This window comes from Paenibacillus sp. FSL M7-0134, from assembly GCF_038007865.1.
Lineage (GTDB): Bacteria > Bacillota > Bacilli > Paenibacillales > Paenibacillaceae > Paenibacillus > Paenibacillus polymyxa_B.
This window is the reverse complement of the sequence record NZ_JBBOXV010000001.1, coordinates 1,349,262-1,367,852: the sequence shown is the minus strand read 5'-3', so window position 1 is coordinate 1,367,852 and position 18,591 is coordinate 1,349,262. Positions and strand designations below refer to the sequence as shown.

General features: G+C 38.5%; 15 protein-coding genes and 2 pseudogenes. 3 read left to right on the top strand and 14 right to left on the bottom strand.

The features are described from left to right. Positions 1-387: 387 nt before the first annotated feature. The 9 genes and pseudogenes from NSQ58_RS06020 to NSQ58_RS05980 all read right to left on the bottom strand — a co-directional run. Positions 388-627, bottom strand: a pseudogene (locus NSQ58_RS06020) (IS4 family transposase); the annotation flags it as partial. Between the two features lie 341 nt (positions 628-968). Then, positions 969-2,225: a histidine phosphatase family protein gene (locus NSQ58_RS06015; RefSeq protein ID WP_338533087.1), complete on the bottom strand. Its 1,257-nt coding sequence runs from the start codon at positions 2,223-2,225 to the stop codon at positions 969-971. 79 nt (positions 2,226-2,304) lie between these two features. After that, entirely contained in the window at positions 2,305-3,219 is a 915-nt protein-coding gene (locus NSQ58_RS06010; protein ID WP_338533086.1) for a hypothetical protein, read from the bottom strand. A gap of 118 nt (positions 3,220-3,337) precedes the next feature. Further along, a pseudogene (locus NSQ58_RS06005) lies at positions 3,338-4,308 on the bottom strand (IS4 family transposase); the annotation flags it as partial. Between the two features lie 583 nt (positions 4,309-4,891). Continuing rightward, positions 4,892-5,839 carry a hypothetical protein gene (locus tag NSQ58_RS06000; protein WP_338533085.1) on the bottom strand — a complete coding sequence of 316 codons (948 nt, stop codon included), beginning with the start codon at positions 5,837-5,839 and terminating at the stop codon, positions 4,892-4,894. 21 nt (positions 5,840-5,860) lie between these two features. Continuing rightward, entirely contained in the window at positions 5,861-6,847 is a 987-nt protein-coding gene (locus NSQ58_RS05995; protein ID WP_338533084.1) for a stalk domain-containing protein, read from the bottom strand. Positions 6,848-7,297: 450 nt separating this feature from the next. Continuing rightward, positions 7,298-7,441: a hypothetical protein gene (locus tag NSQ58_RS05990; RefSeq protein WP_338533083.1), complete on the bottom strand. Its 144-nt coding sequence runs from the start codon at positions 7,439-7,441 to the stop codon at positions 7,298-7,300. Then, entirely contained in the window at positions 7,417-7,650 is a 234-nt protein-coding gene (locus NSQ58_RS05985) for a hypothetical protein (RefSeq protein ID WP_338533082.1), read from the bottom strand. Before NSQ58_RS05985 ends, NSQ58_RS05990 begins: the two co-directional genes overlap by 25 nt. 37 nt (positions 7,651-7,687) lie before the next feature. Then, positions 7,688-8,533 carry a hypothetical protein gene (locus tag NSQ58_RS05980; protein ID WP_338533081.1) on the bottom strand — a complete coding sequence of 282 codons (846 nt, stop codon included), beginning with the start codon at positions 8,531-8,533 and terminating at the stop codon, positions 7,688-7,690. A 236-nt stretch (positions 8,534-8,769) separates the two neighbouring features. On the opposite strand from NSQ58_RS05980, the gene NSQ58_RS05975 reads away from it, so the two are divergent. After that, a complete protein-coding gene (locus NSQ58_RS05975) occupies positions 8,770-9,120 on the top strand; it encodes a helix-turn-helix domain-containing protein (protein WP_338533080.1) in 351 nt (116 codons plus the stop codon). Positions 9,121-9,137: 17 nt separating this feature from the next. On the opposite strand, the gene radC is transcribed toward NSQ58_RS05975, so the two are convergent. Continuing rightward, positions 9,138-9,737, bottom strand: a complete 600-nt coding sequence (gene radC / locus NSQ58_RS05970; RefSeq protein WP_137077589.1) for a RadC family protein — start codon at positions 9,735-9,737, stop codon at positions 9,138-9,140. A 718-nt stretch (positions 9,738-10,455) separates the two neighbouring features. Further along, on the bottom strand, positions 10,456-10,683 hold the full coding sequence (locus NSQ58_RS05965) for a hypothetical protein (RefSeq protein ID WP_338533079.1): 228 nt from the start codon (positions 10,681-10,683) through the stop codon (positions 10,456-10,458). A gap of 901 nt (positions 10,684-11,584) precedes the next feature. Between NSQ58_RS05965 and NSQ58_RS05960 the strand changes: the two genes are divergently transcribed. After that, positions 11,585-11,860, top strand: a complete 276-nt coding sequence (locus tag NSQ58_RS05960; RefSeq protein ID WP_338533078.1) for a hypothetical protein — start codon at positions 11,585-11,587, stop codon at positions 11,858-11,860. A 1,096-nt stretch (positions 11,861-12,956) separates the two neighbouring features. Further along, the gene (locus tag NSQ58_RS05955; RefSeq protein WP_338533077.1) at positions 12,957-13,217 is read left to right on the top strand and encodes a hypothetical protein; all 261 of its coding nucleotides are present in this window, start codon (positions 12,957-12,959) and stop codon (positions 13,215-13,217) included. 5 nt (positions 13,218-13,222) lie between these two features. Here the strand turns inward: NSQ58_RS05955 and NSQ58_RS05950 are convergent, their stop codons facing one another. From NSQ58_RS05950 to NSQ58_RS05940, 3 genes are read right to left on the bottom strand one after another with little or no spacing between them, the layout of a single operon-like run. After that, positions 13,223-15,877, bottom strand: coding sequence for an AAA family ATPase (locus NSQ58_RS05950; RefSeq protein WP_338533076.1), 2,655 nt, complete (start codon positions 15,875-15,877; stop codon positions 13,223-13,225). 1 nt (position 15,878) lies between these two features. Continuing rightward, positions 15,879-16,412 carry an ABC-three component system middle component 1 gene (locus NSQ58_RS05945; RefSeq protein ID WP_338533075.1) on the bottom strand — a complete coding sequence of 178 codons (534 nt, stop codon included), beginning with the start codon at positions 16,410-16,412 and terminating at the stop codon, positions 15,879-15,881. Beyond that, positions 16,399-18,036 carry a dsDNA nuclease domain-containing protein gene (locus tag NSQ58_RS05940; RefSeq protein ID WP_338533074.1) on the bottom strand — a complete coding sequence of 546 codons (1,638 nt, stop codon included), beginning with the start codon at positions 18,034-18,036 and terminating at the stop codon, positions 16,399-16,401. Before NSQ58_RS05940 ends, NSQ58_RS05945 begins: the two co-directional genes overlap by 14 nt. Positions 18,037-18,591 lie beyond the last annotated feature (555 nt).

Here is an 18,591-nt window from a genome sequence, read left to right as displayed (position 1 = left end):
GTCAAAGCCTACATCATTACCCTACGCCTGATCTTTGGGTTTATACAGAATGCTGTCTCCTTGATTTTCAAAGTCCGATGTTTAAATTTGGATTTTAGCTGTATATGTCCCATTCCCGTTATCGTAGAAATTCTCGACTTGGGAAAAGTCCATATACTGCTCTCCATCCGCTGTATCCCACTGATAACTGCTACGGATATGTTGATGTACTTTCCGGCTTTACATTAATATCAAAAAACCTTTTGATCGTTTGTACTACATACTTACTATTCAATTTATCTGTAAACTGCTGATTGTTTTCAACCGTGGTAATTCTATTGCTGTATTTAATTTGATTGTGTTTAACAGCAAAATCAATTAAAACCTCTTTATCGTAATCGTTAATATTAAAATTCCCCATATACGCTTCGCTAGTTGCTGAAGCGCGGTTTGGAAGTCCAGATCGCAAACCTCATCGGCAAAAAGAAAAAAGAGTCCACCCAGTGTCCGGTCATCACTGGTTTCGCGCCGTTCATATTCCATCGCTAAATAACGGCTGAATACAACCGTCGTGTGGCTAATCAGTTGGTCAAAGGAGCGCCCTTGAAATTCGGTTCCCAGTTTCAAATAGCTCTTGGTCACTTTAAAAAGGTCTGTCGGGTAAAAGACTGGCGCGGTGTGGTAAAGCTCTGATCTTGGTAACAAGAAAGGCAAAACTTCGATGGCTGACAATTCAAATGGCTCTAAAAACACGCCACGACTTCAAATCTGAAAGCGTTTTCGATATGTAGTCGACAGCTGGAGTGATTGGATTAACTACTCCGACAACCTTGTAGGTTCATCGAGCATAAAGCGCCTGTTTACCAGGGAGAGCTTCAAACGATCAGGGACCGACCTTGACACCGTCGGTCCCTTAATATATTTATTGCTTTAATCATTTGATTCTTTCTGCTAATGCTTACCCCAGGCGAGGAACTGATGCCAACCCTCTACAAAGCAGGCACTTTCTCGGGCACTTTACCATACTTGACCAAGCTTTCCTGAAGCAAGTTCACCACCTGCACCAGCCTATAGCCCTTTCCATCTCCTAGAGACTGAAGCAGTGCCGCATCCAAGTATTCAAACTTCTCATTCGTCCCTAGCTGATGGTTAAAGTGATGGTGGTGAGCTATAAACAGCTGATTCATGCCCTTGCTTGGCACCAGCTCTAATAATCTATCCAGTTCTGGCTGGATCAGACGCTCTTCAATGCGAACCTGTTCCGGCTCCTTCCCAAAAGCAGCCTCCGCCGTTTCTCGCGCCCGCCTGATCGGACTGCACAAGACCGGCATCTGCACAGGAATTTTCTTGCTTAGCAGCAATTTCCCCAAGCTTATAGCTTGCTCCCTTCCCAAAACGCTTATACCTATGTCATTATCATGCGTATTTTCCGGCTGCGCATGGCGAAAATACAGGTTATTTCCTCCTTGGCGCAGCAGTACAAACGGATCGTTGGCAGTATGCCCGGTATGCGCCAGCAAGCCAAGCGCCCAGGCCGTCTTGGACATCACTGGCTGGAATGGAAACAGGCTTCGCTGCTGCAAGCTTCGTTGCAACAGATCACGTTGACTTTTCGCCGCCGCTCCAGTTGCTTCTGTCGTGATCTCCACGATGGACCGCTCAGCTACCTTCCAAACCTCAACGTTGACCTTCAGTCCGCTCCATCCGCCTTTGTACTTGCGAGCAGCGATCGGACCATACAAAATCGTTTTCGAAATCAGCGCTGGCAAGTCACGTCCGTTCCACTGTCCCCGACGCAGCGGCTCTGGAGCATATTTCAGGAAGGTTGCCTGCCAGTCGGTAGGATTCTGTAGCTCGGATATATCAACCTTTACCTCATAAGAGAAGTTTAACGTTTGTCTTTCTCCACTCCAATCCACTTCCATGCGGAGCGAAGGATCATTCGGATCGAAACCGAGTCTCTTCATTTTTTCGATGGCTTCTTCCACAGTTTCGCCCGGAGATAGTTTCGCTCTATTCTTATACGTAATCTCCCATCGGTCCTTATTGGGTTTAAACCGTCCGCGCAAAATCCATCCACATTGATGAAAATCAAGTGCAGCCGTATCCAGAAATCGAATATCGAGCTGTTGGTGCTCTGGCTGATCCAGTTGCACCAAGTCAGCGAGCCATTCATGCTCGTCAGACAATACCTGGTTTGCATCAAGGTAGAATTTAATCTCATACGGCATTCCGTTAACACTCACAGCAGCCTCTGCTCCTTTCTACGATTAATTCTCATGACAAGAAAGATTCTTTGGGACAGAAAAGCTTATCATTGTAAAGTTATCTGCTTCCCGCAGGAACAGCTTCTTTAATCTTAGGAAAGAATGTTCTAGCATGCTTCTCCCGATCTTGCGTCCGGAACACCGTAATATCCAGCTTCTCTCCATTCAGCTCCGTAGGAATGTCCTGTCTTCCATCTAGGAAAGCCACCGTGCCGAGAGCCATCAAGCCTTCCGCGCTCGTGCCTACGAAGAAGCCCCCGACTTTTTTGTTCAGCTTCGTTTTCCTTCCGGATTGATCCTCTTCCTCCAACGAGTATTGAATCGTGATGACTTCTGCCAATTGACTCGCTTCCATTTTATTGACCTCTACATGTCTGATGAACACGATAGAGTCTTCCTTTTTCAATTGCACGTATGGACCGTCATTAATCAGATAGTGATACCAGAAATGGTGTCCACCCAATTTTCTTCGTTGACCTCCCTGCTCGCCTAGGAACACATGTTCAAAATACGAAGTGCTTTTGCCTAAAATTAATTTGAACCAGAGTGCTTTGAGCATATCCATCCACTCTTCATCGGAGCTGCCTGCGGCCAGATGTCCGTTAGACTCCGCATACTCACGAGCTAGCTGCATCGGCTTCGTTCCAATCGCAAACCGCAAGAACGTGTTAACCTCTTCCTGTTCCTCCGGCGTATTATCCTCTTTGCCATTTCTTCTCCAATCATAGTTATCGTGCAGCTTGATGAATAAATCGTAGGATTGTTGCTTGGACTGCGGAATAAGAGATTCTTTAAACACGGAAATCTCATCCTTCTCGCTTCCTGGCGTCGTAGCCTCATTCAGCATTGGATCCATATCCACAATCACATAGCCTTGCGCAGCATCCTTCTTGTTGTCACTCAGCCCATCAATCAACGGAAGTATGCCATTCCCCTTCATGTCTGCGTCCCAAATTTGCTGAAATATCATCATTATCCGTCCTTTCCAAATTCGTTTTTTGAATCTGTATCATCTTTTACAAGTTAAATTGTATTTATGTAGAAACTTAGTGGGTATACGATAAATTTTTGTTTATAGAATTATTATTCACTCAACTTTCGCAGCTCAAATCTCCAAACAAACCCTTGATACAGCTGGGTAAACCAGAGATCCATTCTTGTAGTTGACAAAAAACAGACATTTTGTTCTTCTTCGTTTTGGCTTGAGACATGTCGAGAAATAAACTCATCAGTTGCTGAAGCGCGGTCTGGAAGTCCAGATCACGAACCTCATCAGCAAAAAGATAGAGGAGTCCACCGAGTGTCCGGTCATCACTGGATTCACGTCGTTCGTATTCCATCGCCAAATAACGGCTGAATACAACCGTCGTATGGCTAATCAATTGGTCGAAAGAACGCCCCTGGAACTCCGTTCCTAATTTCAAGTAGCTTTTGGTGACTTTAAAAAAGGTTTCAATACTCCAACGCATGCCGTAGATTCGTACGATTTCGGCAGCATCCAGCGTCACGTCTGTGCTTAAAATGGCAAGCCATTCCCGCTTTTTATTCCGGTTGCGCACAAAGACAAGCTTCACCGGCAGACCGCACGAAGTATGAACAACCACGGAGCCTTTGATGTCTTTGGCACTCGATTTTGGCAGGGTTTGAAACACTTCACTCAGTGTCATTCGTTGTCCCGAAATGAGATATCGCTGCTTCATTTCCTTAATCATCCCAATCACAGACAGACCTCTGTCCATTAGCACGTAATCAGCAGTGAAGCCAGCTTTTAAAGCCCGATCTAGCAAGCCCACAACCGCATCCGGTTTCCGGGAAAAAGACTCCATTCGGCGTTTGTACCCGTGGCTACGTCTCGAAAGATGGAAACCATTTCGCATAAGCGATTGGCGAATTTCGCGGAGGAGAGCATCACAAAATCCAGCGGAGCGAAGCTAAACCCATCGGACCAGCCGAGCGTAAGCATCGTGTACCCCCTCGTGAATATGCCTGTGGAATGGTCAAATACACGAGCCAGTAACTCCGCTTTTCTACTTCGGTTTCGGCTGAGTACCGAATCGTCAACAGAAATAGCTACGTTGAATTCTTCTTACACCCACAAGGGGTTAGGTCGATATTCTAGGTGCGAAAGTTGAGTTACTAAAGAATAGATTGAGTTTCTTTTTTTGATCATAGTCAAATGTAGAGAATATGTCTTTACGAGCGCTTCAAATTCGTCTTCTTTCCCGACAATAAATTGTAAGCGTGCTTTAACCTTCGTATCTCTGTACATCATATATCCAGTAAACTCGACTATGTCTTCTCCGGATTGCGCCTTGAAATACTTCCATGTATTATCACTGAAGAACTTTGAGAATGTTTCCCCAATAGGTTGATTCACGTAGGCTTTAAAATGGCCGTTCTTCACAGCCAATACATGCTCATTATCCTTATCACTCACGTTGCTGACCTGATCTTCTACTTCACCGTCTGCTCCGATTCAGTGCTGCAAGCAGAAAGCAACAATAAAAGAATAAGTGTCACTGTATATTTAATTTTCATTATGTTACCACCTAAAAATGATTTATTTAACAAAAAAACAAGCCCAACGGGCTTGTAGAAAGCTTATAAAACGGCTACATGGGGTTCAACAATGCAAGGGAAAAACCTCACCGTTTCACCTTTAAAGTAACCAATGCGTAGCTGATATTGTTCTGCACTTTCACTTTTTTGACCACAGCTTCAACTTCGCTTACCATCTCCGTCGAAGGACTGTCTGCATCATACAAAACTCCTCTCACTCTCAATTTATTTTGTCCTAAATCAAATACATCCTGAGCGCGAACATAGTATACCGGCATTCCATCCGCACCATCAAATATATATCCTTTACCATTAAATCCAAAGCCATTAACAGAACGGTGATTACGGAACTGGGTATTGAAATATTTCTGTATGGAAGTTTCCACGTGCGTCTTCGAAATAAATAGTTTACCGTTCGAAGTACTAATTCTGGAATTAAAATTATTGATGTAATTATGCCATACACCAAAACGAATCAACTCTGCATTATTAACTCGCTTAGCATCAAATTCATCAAGATTCAATTCAGTGAAGTTGCTAAGGAATGTTCCCAGCTTTTTCATTTCTGCGGCTCCGACATTTATTTTTTTGTACAGCTTAAAAGTACCTTGAGGAAACGAAAATTCAGAAACTTCTTTTCCTGTCCAAGTGATTTTCACACCGTCATTTTGCATTTGAATACTCATTTGACCGTTATTATACTCATTTTTATATTTGAAAGAAGCTTGTCCCTTGGAATTGAAAACTACGGTTCCATTGACCACACTGCTACGTATTCTTCCGACAGAACTTTTAAAGCTCTCTCTGCTGTCTTCGAATGGAATAAAATAATCATTAGAAACCTCAACAGTCACTTGGTTACCTTTGCTTTTCATGTCGAGCATCATCTGATCCATGCCGTATTGCCCAACATTGTTATGATCTTCCCAATGTCCGTTGTAGCTGCTTACCGCTATCACAACAGGAGTAACATTAAATGACACTGCGAGCACTATCAAACTGCACAACAAAAGTAGTGTCTTTTGCATTTCCATACGTCCCTTCAAATGAATTTATTACCCCACAGCAGAGTCAGCTTTAAACGTATTGTTCAACAGGTTCCCCCACTCTTTGGTAGCTTTATAATCTTCTGATGTCATATTTCGATTTAGTCTAATGCAAAAGACACCTACTTCGTCTTCTTTAAATATGACCAAATAGATATAAGAGTTCTCGCCGTCATTGATAAAGATATCATAGGCCTTATCAACAAAAGTACGCTTCTCTTTGATTTCTCCATCCAGAAAACCATGTCTGTCCAAATACTGCTCATAAGTTTCTTCCAACTTCAAACCTTCGTTTTCAGAATAAGAAGATAACATATGATCGGAGTAGGAGGATATTTTTACAAATGGGCTTTCATAGAAAATCGTCTCAACAGTTTCATCATTTTTTTGAATGACTAACGGATCACCCCATGACAATGGATAATTTACTTTATAACCTATGGACTGATCCGTATACCTGCCATATTTATTCGAAACTTTGCTTGTATAATTGTCTTCGTACCAACGCTCTCCCATGCTCCCATGATACAATATCGCTCTTTGCTGGACTTTATCCCACTTCATTTTCACATCAAGATGGTCTGTTAACACACGCAAAGGAACAAGCAATGTACCTTGAATATTAACGGGAGCAATGCTTAGCATTCTAACCTGTCCATCAACAATCGCTTGCTTGCTGTCTACACGCAATTGAACTGTTTTTCCGTCAAGTTGAATTTGGTATCTCTTAGCCAGTTTGCTGTATTCTAAAGAGCCTCCCAACAACTCAACCAAATTTTTAACTGGCAGAAATGTTGTACCCTTGTAGGAGATCGGCGCTGCACCTGTGGAAGGATCAAGCAGTTTTTCTTCTCCATTGACAAGAATGTTGGGATTAGCAACCTCCAAAATAATCTGCGTTCCAATTGCATCTATTTTCTCTTCGGCAAAAATAGTATCCGTATTCCAATTCATCAAACCTACAACCAATAAAGCCGTAATAAGTAACCTTTTCAATTGTATGATTCCTTCCCTTTTGTTACACTCATACTAATCTCAATAGAGCCTCCACTAACCTGTGTTAGCAGAGACTCTTTATCATTCTTTTATCGGTGTATATTATATTTTTTTGAAGTTTGGCTCCTTAATTATTTAACGTTCCACAGTAAGTTCGCTCGCATTACTTTAACTGCTTGATTTATATTTATTACCTATCGGAAGCAGTACACGACTATTTACCATTACTGGGGTAGCGTATACTTCTGGCGTAAAGTCGGATACTCCGCATCATCAACAAAAATACCTGTCTCATCTACTTTCAGTATGATCCTCTTCTGGATGCTTTCAGCCAATACTGTACTTGACGATGTAACTGCAATATAACCAACGCAATCAGACTGATCTACATGTATCTTTTCACTTTATTCTTTCCCTTCTCACTATGCTTAAACAAATTCATATTCCCATTTACGTATCCTTTTTGCCTGAACCTTTATCTGTATATTTATCGTTTAGTTCTTTAGCGGTTTGAATGACATTGAACTTATTATCCAAAGTCATGGTAACCGCGTCCTTAGCCGCATTTTTCATTTGTTCCCATTTATTATCCATCTGTTGTGCAGCCTCCTTTTATCAACGATTTTTTTACCTAAGCCATTTCCAATTAAAATTCCTGAACCAATACCGATTAAGTACCCGAATGCCGTTCCTACTCCAGGAAAAACCACTGTACCAATAGCCGCCCCTGCTCCCCCACTGCCAAGCGCAGTTCCTGCTGATAATGCAATTTTTCCAATTCGCTCTAAATATTCATCCGGCAATTTATCTCACCTCCTTCCTAAGCGGATGAGAATCGGACTACATTTTATCCAACAGTGCTTTCTTGGAGGTTTCAAATTCTTGAGGGCTTATCAGTTCTTCATCAACCAGCTTTTTCAACGTCTTTAATTTCTCGCTTATAGACTCATGACTTTCCTTGGTTATTGCTCCATTCATATGCCGGAATACATGAGCTTCATAGCTTTTATCAGGTAACAATCTGTAGAATGTATCGTAGTCCTCATATCCAAATTTCAAACTCCGGGTTTCCCCAGCATCATTGTAAAATAACGTAGTTACCCTGGTATCATGTAGCACCGTTTCAGATTTCACAACATTGACCTTCTTCCTGCTCCCGATGACCGCTCCCGCTGCTCCCACGGTTTTACCGCCCATAGTGCTTCCAAGCACGCCCCCTACAAGTGCTCCTGTAACTGATACTCCTCCCCCATCACCGCCGGATACTGTTGTTTCCGTATAGAAGTCTCCATAAGTAGTGTAATATTCAATATCAACCAGCGGAAACCGCACCAGTTCTATTTTACTTACATCACTCTTGGAGTAGCTTTTAGGGTATTCTTCTGGAAATATAAATAGAAATGCGTTATCACACCAGACATAGTGCTTCATGGAGCTGACCAGGGAACTGTGACCATCAACAAACGTAACCAGCTGCGCTTTTTGGGGGATTCGGGTTTGTACTACCATGTTGTGGTGTAAGACTCTGGCCTTTTCTTCTTTAGCAAATTTAAGAGTAGACCAAATTATAATAGGTATTAAAAAAGCTGTTATTAAAGGATGAATAAAGCCTGTTAGTAAAGCTAGCGTTATAAAGATAATGAAGACTACAAAGACACCAGCCCGATTATATTTTTCTTCATACATATTATGAAAAATCATTCCTCTCTTGAATTTATTGGACTCGTATAGCCTACTTATAAATTCTTCTTACCGTTTACTCCATTCAGGTTGTTTCATATCCTCTCCTTTAGAAGCATGTCTTTTGTCCTAATGATATCCAGTATAGTCGAATTGAAACATTCAGTAAATATTTTAATGCTTATAGTTAGTTAAATAATCCTCTTGAATTAACTACTGTTGAATATGGAGGGGATTCAGGAATGAACTACGCCGATTTAGGTACACGTATTCGTCAAGAACGCCAGCGATTAAATCTGACACAGGAAAGGCTTGCGGAGCGAGTTGATTTATCTCATGCCTATATTGGGCAAATAGAGCGAGGAGAACGTAGTCTTTCATTAGAGACACTTGTGAAGCTTGCAAATGAATTAGGGGCTACCGTGGATTACCTACTTTCAGAAGCAGTTGAGGTGAAAGATGAGGCTTTAATTAATAAAATCAAACAAACAATTATAAGCCGAACTTTGGAAGAACAGCAAATGGCTTTGGAGATGATAGAATTGATGTTTTCGCATATTGATAAGCTGGGGTCTTTCAAAGATAAGGTTTAAGTATACTCATTCGCCGTTTAAAAATGTCCGTGTTCTTTTATACTATAAAATGTACTCTCACCAATAATAACATGATCCAAAACATCTATTCCTACAATTTCTCCTGCCTTGGCCAATCGTTTGGTTGCCATAATATCTTGTTCAGAAGGCTTTGGGTCCCCACTAGGATGATTATGAACACATACAATGGACGCGCTACAATGTCGTATTGCCGCGCCGAAAACTTCTCTAGGATGAATCACTGTGCTGTTTAATGAACCGATTGAAACGGTCTCTTTATGGATTACTCGATTTTTGGTATTTAACAGAAGGCATACGAAATGCTCCTTGGTTGAAAATCTAAATTCCGACTCCAACAGATTATATACATCCCTAGGATGACTGATAAAATAGGGGTTAGTTTCTGGTAGAGTGAGGGTATTGGCTAGTTGGAGTAGGGCCATAATTTGTCTTGCTTTACTATGCTTGATGCCTTTTATGGATATTAGTTGCTGTTCCGTAGCATTCATTAGCTGTGTTAACGTCGGGAACTGAAATAATAACTCTTCTATTAAGTCGTCTTCCGCTCGCTTATTCACAAAGGTTGAGATTAGAGTTCTAAGCTTTTCATTATACATTTTTAGAGCCTCCTAAAATATACATTATATAAATGAATAATATATATTCAAAAGATTAGGATTCCCTAATATAATAAATGCTGCTGTCTATCGTGCAAATCTTAGTCTTATTTGCTCATTGTAAGTGATGGTTATTCATCAACACAAAGTAGGTCAATTGAGACACGTTTCAAAACTTGTTCTCGAACCTCTGCTATTTTCTAAGAACAATAATTTCCCAAGAGCTTCCCTATTATAATGATCAAGTTATTTTGCTCTTCTAAAACTAATGGGTACAAGTTTCCAAAATGGGAATGGTTTCAAGGTCTCGGAACATACAAAAAAACACAACGTTTAGCCACAATTAATGATTTTCGCCAAACTTCATATGTATTCATGGTACCTTCCATCCAAACATCAACACACTAAACAAAAAAATAATGGGTCTTTTGTGTATAGCATATGGATATTACTTATCCATTCACAAAGGTTTCCCATTATTTTTACTTATCCTTCAAACGTCCAAAGCAGTTGATACCTCCGAGTTTCATCATAGTTAAATCGTCAACTAAATAGAATAACATGTAAAAATTTATGATAAGTTCATTTCCTACCTGCACATGACTTCTCTTTTCCAATACAGCCTTACAAAATCATAATCACTTCAACACATATACTCTCACACTAAGCTAGTTTATTTTCTCGATGGGTGTTTTATGAATATGATCTAAGGGCAAACTTACAGACTTTCGTTTTGACGGATACGTTGTTCTATGCGTGACACAAGTTCTTTAAATGTTTTTTCAGTAACTGCCAACGGTACACCATTAATCATTTCCATAATCACTGCTTGAGCAATATCTCCTCCTTCTACTCGTACCATATACGAGTAATAAATTTTTCCATCCTTAATCGCACCACCATAAATTGTATATTCCCTGGAAACCTGCTTTAACGTAATTTCCATATGATTCATTTGCTCCTTCATGCGTTAAGTGTTATTAGGGTATACACGTAAATAATATATAACTCATTTTTATGAATATACGAATACATAAAGAAGATCTAATACAGTATATACTGTATTAGATCTTCTCATTTCTAGTTGTTTCTTAAAATGGTGCTGAAAGTCATATGCACTACATATTGATCCATTAGATTTAAAAATATTCATGGAATTCGTACTCATAATACCATAACGTTACTCTGAATAATGTATAATGCCTTTTTCCTTTTCTTCCTTATGTATATTAATAGGCAATGTCTTATATATCTCTTTAAAATAAGGTATTATAATGTTCCTAAATTCATGATATTTTCATAATCTCTTCGTGTCATTTCAATTACTTTAGATACATGAATGATTTCCTAAATCTTTACTATTAATCCTATCTTTCGATGCTTTCGAATACGTTGGATTTCCATATGATTAGCCTCCCATTAATATCGGACTATAATGTAGGGGGTCATCCCCCTACCGGGTTGGTCCCCTCTTCGGGGCCCTTCTCTTTCCCCTTGCTCTCTCTTCTTCTCTTCCCTACTTCCTCTGTCGCTTCCTTCTCTCGCTCCAATCAACCCCTTTTTTAACCCCTTCTTGTGTATGTTGTCCCTCCGGGACGGGTGTTCTGGATCTTTTGGCCTATCGGCAATTCCCCATCTCCCGCCCGACCTTTATTCCCATGTTTATTGATTTATATTTTATAATATTCATTTTTTATCATCGGACATTCTATTAATAGAATGTAGAGAGGTAAATAAAATGTAATTATTTATCAGTAAGCAAATTAGTAAAGAGATGGAAAAATTAGTGTATGCTGTGTTCGATAAACTATATCCTTCAAAAACAAATGGAGATAGGTTATCGTGATTTGACTAGTAAGATGAGCGACAACGAGTTCAGGGCTTATTTTGAATATGTATTTAATGATGAAAAACAATATCTAATTTTAGATACCGTAGATTACGAACGAGATATTCAAATGGAAAATATTGAAGCTGAATCCAAGGTATTAGTAGTTCCTCTATTTGAGAAAGTGATCATACATCATATTAATATGGATACCAATGAACCCGTATTAACTAAGTATGAGGTTTCCGTAGGTTATGTTTCCAGTAAAACGGTCACACCATACAATAGTCTCTAAGCTAATCTGACTTACGATTAGCTTTCTTTCTGGAACCTTAAATGAAGTTGCCGCGCTATTAAAATCAAACCTCTTAAAACGCTCCTCGCCAATATCTTTTTTTGATAAATCCGATTACCTTTTATAACACAATTATATTCAATGATTCTGTGTTCTGGCCAAATTCGATTACTTTAGATTGCGTCACATTACCCCACAAACTTGCAAAACTTCGCCATACCCATTCCTAGAACCTGCCTTTAGCCATATGAAAGACTACTTAACGACTCTATTGAGGATTACAAGCAATTGAAACCATATCCGGATAACTTACCTATTAACATAAAAGAGAAAGTACCGTCAATTCGTCATAATGACATAACTGACGGTACTGACACCAATTAATGGAGAGAAATAGGTTTGTGCATTAAGAACCCCTGTCCAGCATTAAACGTTGTGGTTTTATATGGACAGGGATTAGAAATTCCGATCCATGGAACGGCAAATCCACAATTCGACGTGTTGTGATGTTGAGATTGTTTGGGGATGTGGCTTAACACACACATTACAAAACAAATTAATTGTGAGATCATCTGCATTAATTACTACCCAATTAATTCCATGAAATCGGATTCAATTTTACCGTAAATATCCAAACTATAGTCCATACTGCCGATTTCAATTCGAAAATGACAATGAGGAACAAATTAATCATCAAAATGGACAGCATTTAGAAACATTGTGAGTACGTTCTACGCACCTACTCTTCGAGTAGTGTCCACAATATCGTTTTCTTCAATTTCTCGGACCAAATCAGTATTCAAGATTATGCTTAGTCAAAGTGTTTTTACTCTGAATGGTATTATCTCCTATCCGTATTCAGAGCAAAGAAAACGCCGAACCACTGTCCATAAAAAAAGATCCCTCACCAAGAAGAAGATTTATGCTTGTGATGCTTGACTATGTAAAATCACAAGTCAATTAACCTTGGGCTTAGAGCAACTTTTAAGTCACCGGCGAGGAAATAACAAAATTAAATACAATAGGATATTTTATGCATATCCTATTTAACTAAATCATATATAAAAGAAGAATGCTGACAGGAGTGATAGCACATATGGACTGGAATGCGTTAAGTAATAACGAAAGACTACATTTAATGAACAACTGGGTTATGGAAGAAAATAAATGCCTTTCAAAGCTAACAGATCGAGATAGCTTATGCATTCTTGAACAATTTAATACCTTCCAGCTTACTAAAACCTCTCCATGTAAATACCGGACAATCGTAGAAGCTAACAAGAATGTTGCTATTGCAGACACAATGATAGAATCCGTTTGCTTAGCCGCCCTAAAAGCAAAGGGTTTGATTGATTAAGATTATTAAAATGTAAGGCGCTTCACCTTCTCTTGTATAAGTGAGGGTGAATCAATCATGTACACTTGGATATTTTCTTTTTGATGTTCATTCTTCTTAACGAATAACTTCACAAAATCAAAATCATGGGTGGCAAATAGGATTTGTTTATTCATTTTACCAAGAACATCACATATTGAAAATTGATTAACGTCATCCATATTTTGAATTGGGTCATCAATTGCTACAAAATCGAGTATACTAACTCGTTGAGACTCATTGATTGCTAAAAAGATTGAAATTGCTAATACATTTAATTGTCCGGAGCTTAGTGTATACTGCGCGTTTGTTAAAGTTTTACCTTCTTCACTTGGCATTTGAACCATAATTTTAAGCTCGTCGTGACCCCCGTCAAATTTAATAGAAAGGCTACTAGGCAGAGGATTAAGATATCGAAAATATTTTTGAATGGATGAGTGCGATTGGTTAAGATGCTCTAATGCTGTAGACCCCAACTGGGATTTAGCCGATTTAAGAAAAACAGAAATATCCTCTATTTTCAATTTGTATTTCCCAACTTCCTGTTCCCTTGCTATTTTATCATTATTCAACATCTCTACATCTGCTTTAATACGTTTGTAGCTGTTCCAAAACTGAACAAAGGAAACCGTATCAGCATATTCATTTTGGACAGTTAATTTATCATGTTGGTACTGCTCCACAAGAGTATCCAGTTTCTGATTTAACTCTTCCTCATTATTTTCATCTGGCAACTGTAACAGCATTTTTTCTATCTCATTAAGATCTTTGTTGATTTTTTTGTACACCCCATCTTTCTGTTGAGCATAAAGTTGAAGCCGATACGATGCCCGTTGAAGTCTAGATAGGCGGATATCAACCTCTTCTTCCCCCCCCAGACGAAAAGCCCCAAACTCTTCTTTTAAACGAGTAAATTCTTTACTGACTCGTTGCAAATTTATCAGATCCTGCCTGACTCTCTCTAGCAATTGTACCTGTGCCAAGATTGTTTCATTCTTGTGTTTAATTTCTTCAAAGGGTAGCATAAAAATATTCTCATCAAACATCTTAAGATTGGTTATTATTTCAAAACGTGCCTCACCATTTTGCAATCGGGTATGGTCCATTCTTCTATCCCCAACGGCTTGATCAAGTTGTTCCTTTGTCAGTCGTAGCTTGGTTTCCAACCTTTGATCTTGATCAAAAAGCTGCTTGGAAAGTGCAGAGTTCAGTTGTAATAGCTTCATTTTCTCCCCGATTGACATTTCTACCTTGGGGAGTAGTTCATCACCATGATACGACGCGCATACAGGACAAATTCCTTCATGTTCATGATTGGTTAGATATTCGTAAATACCACGAACATCTGAAAGCAATTTGGTAACCACCCCGTCCGTTTGATTATTCATTCGGCTTACAATCGCTTGTCTCAATATATCAATCCGCTTATAACGTCTCTCCAGTCGCTTTATCCGTTTATCCAAACTTGTTAGGTATGAAGGAATAAGTAATATATCTTGCGTAATTTCTTGATATTCTAACGCATAAGCTAGAGCAGTTTCCAAACGGTTCTGTGATTGTCTATTTAAGTTGATCTCCTCTAGAATTTGCGATATCTCTACAACCTCTGAAATATCAACCTCTTTGAGATTCTCACGAATTGTTCTATCTTCTTCTTCTAATAGTAATAACTTATTTAAGACATCTTTTCTTTGGCTTAAAGTGGTGATAGTCGAATTTACTCGGCTTTGAAGAAGGTTGGCTTGTTCCTTTTGCGTTGAAAGAAGATTCATCTCTTCTTTTATTAATCCGATCTGAATCTTAGCATCGTTAATGGTTGTATAACCAAGTTTAAATATATTTTCATAAAATATAATTTTTGTATTCAAAATTTGTGATTGGGACAACAGCCTTTCCTGTAAAAGATTAATGGATTCATAGACTTTTGCATAATTTAATGGGATATGAAGTAAGTTAGCCCACTTCTTAACCTTGGATGCATCAAAAGTTGGAATGTCTTTTTTTCTTTGCTCAATCAATTGATTGTAATTAGCAGCAGCTTCGGTAACTTTTGTTTTTTGAGACAAGAGTTTTGCCTCTACTTCTTTCATGTTATCAAGTAGAAAAAGTACGCTTCTCAAACCCATAATATCAGCTAACGCTTCAAATCTTCCCTTTGCATCATCTCGCGAAATGAAATCTGTAATTTGATCCTGTGAAAGAATATGTGTTTGTTTAATCAAACCGCCCAACATACTTCTTCCTGAATTTTGGTAAAATTGTTTTCTTAAAAATATATCTACATTACCTTTTCCCCGAATAGACCGCCCTGAAGGCGTTTGAATCATAGCCGTTACATTCCCTGCTACCCCATCAATAACCTTAAATTTTCGTATTAAAGTATGCCCTTCAAATTCAATTTCCACCGAACAAACTGAATTCTGACTGTCGCATTGAAAACAAAGGACATCTTTTTCGTTAAAGTCCTTCTGCCTTGAGAATCTGCTAATTATACCGGATAAGCACCATTCGATAGCATCAAAAAAGGTACTCTTTCCAAATCCATTCGGGCCATATAATATAGTGATTCTCTTACTAATATCAAATTCATGTACCCCTAAGTATTTACGGAAGTTTTGTATACAGACTTTTTTTATTTCCATTTCATAACTCCTTTTCATTGAAGATAAAAAGGGCTGCTTCTTCAATTTTTTTCTGAGAGAATTTTGCACGCTCCCCATTATGCTGGCGAAGATATTCTACCAACCTCGTAACATTATCACCGTACTGGCTTGTATCTTCAACGATATTTAGTTCATTCCCCTCTGTATTCCCAATGTTGATATCAAGAAATGGGATTCTTTTCAAATCATTCTCTGTGCGAATCACATATTTTCGAAGAGCACTAGCTTCGCGTTCTATATAATAAACCATCTCATCATTAATCGCTTCAGTTCCAGCACAAAGTAAATAATATGCGTTCCACGCGTTTAAACGATTTCTCAATAATAGATCTCTCATTCTGCTTGCTTCATTCATAATTTGGTTTGTATTCATTTCGGTTTCCCATCGTTGTAAAATGGAAATCGTTTGCCCATTTGTAAAGCATTTAACTCCCCAGTCCTTCATATTAGCAATCTCTGTTTCTTGGAAATCTGCATCAATAAGCTGTTGAAATGTTCGATTATAAGCTTCCATCTGCCCCTCCTTTACTAAACTCGGCCCAAAATTCCCGAAGATGTTGCCGGAGTTCAGGCATGTTATTGAAATGAAATAAATTATTGTATTCCTCGGTTAGTTGCCCACCAGGCATAAAATCCAAAACGATACGCATGTTTTTAAGTGAATTATTCAAGGGAAGCCCCTCCACCTGTGGACTAGCTTCAAAAATTGTGATGGACTTAACTGCACCATTACTGCCTTTAAATTGTCCTTGTAACAATACATTTGACGGTGGATGTAGTATAATGTCCATTGATTTCTCGGGATCCTGAAACATTTGGCGAATTTTTTCAATTGCCTCTTCAACGGTGCCCCTTCGACTCAAGCTTAAAAAGGAAAAGTATTCAGAGTGAATCTCCTTTACAAGTAATGTCGAATGCTTGTCAGATATCCGCAAAAGGTCTTCATTTATTAAAATTAGTAATATTGAACAATTGAATAACTCTAATAATTTATTAGTTTGATCAATTTCAGTTATATCCATATATTTCTGTGAAACTTCTTTGCCGTCCAAGTATCGATTTAATAAACTTCGAATCGTTCCTCCACCCTGAATCCAATCAATGAGATGCACTTTGTATCTATGGATTTCACTTTCAAGTTCTGTGTAAAGGTCAATTTCTTTAATATCATGCAGCATTTGATCAAATACTGTATGTATGACCTCAATGCTATTATGTTTACGAATCGATTCACCGCTTGACTGTAGTGCTCGATCGTGGAGATTTTGACGAATTTCTTCTACTTCATCAGCAGACATATATAAAACAAGATTGTCTCCTATAGCTTGGCACTTCTCCATCATGAGGCCAACTAACCACTGGAGATCTTCAATACTAACACGCACGCCTGGCAAAATTTTATCACTAAGAAGGTACAAAATATGATTAATATACTGATTAATCTGAGATAAATCATTTTTCTTATGAATGTAGAATCTGGATAGAAGAGATGCGAGCTCCTCGCCGCAGATAGTGTTATATTCAACAGGTTCTTCGGTATCTTTATGATAAGCAGATTCAGAAAGTCGGGAAAACAAGTCATCATCATTGGGAACCGGGTTAGAAAACTTGCTATTTTTACTGTAAAATGATACGTCCATTTTTTTCGAACCAATTACAATGAAGCTCGTAACAAGCTCGAATTCAGTCTGAAATCCTTGAGAAGCGGGGAAATACTTAGCTTTCATCAGCAATTTATCTACCCAACTATCGGGCCTACGATGTGTCTGACCATCCACTTCTTTAGGAGTCCTACTATAAATACCAGTATTACTCACTTTTAAATCAGTTTCATAACTAGTTTTTACTTGGACAAATCTAACTCGGTTATTTTTTCCGACAATTATATCTTCATGAAGCTCTAGCGAGACAAAGTCCCACTTACCCTCCATAACTTCGATCATATACTCAATTGTTACTAGAAATTGGTAGTAAAATCCTGCCAGCGCTGTTCGTCCACCAATTTCTTCTGGTTCAATAGTCATCAGAAGTTCTTGAAGAACAGAAGCCTTATCAGATTTCGTGCGATTTATAAGTTGCATTCTAGAATTGTCTACCTTATCCCGAGGCTGAGATAAGATGTCTATTACTTTGTTCAATTTGAACCATTCCTTTTCATAGTGTACAATTAACGCCATTTCATTTTTATAGGTGTTCTAACATGGCTTTTCGTATATATGGTGTGTTATATAAGGGTTCATTATGATTCTCCCTTGAATAGATCCTCATTCGCTTCATACTTATCTTCATTGTTTGTTCTTTTTCTATAACTGCAAAAGTTCCCAAATAATACGATGTGATATTATGGATATAACCTACCTTATTATTTATAGAGCTAATTGATAAATTATACCTACTTTAGTATTACTCACTACCATGAAGAAAGGTACAAAAGTAATGATATCATTAGTCATATAAATAATTTGTCGTTTTTTGTCGTGGTAATTTACATACTTTCAAAAGGTAAAATCTATGTATGACGATAGACAAGGATACTGGAATTAAAAACATTATAAAAGAGGGTGGAGTACTTTCAGACAGTCCTATTTTTCATGGTGAGATATTTCCATTTTTTTGGAATTCGGTTAATGAGTTAGCCGATCCGTGTTACTTTCGCTGGAAAACCTATTACTAATGTCGGAACAGCAACAAAT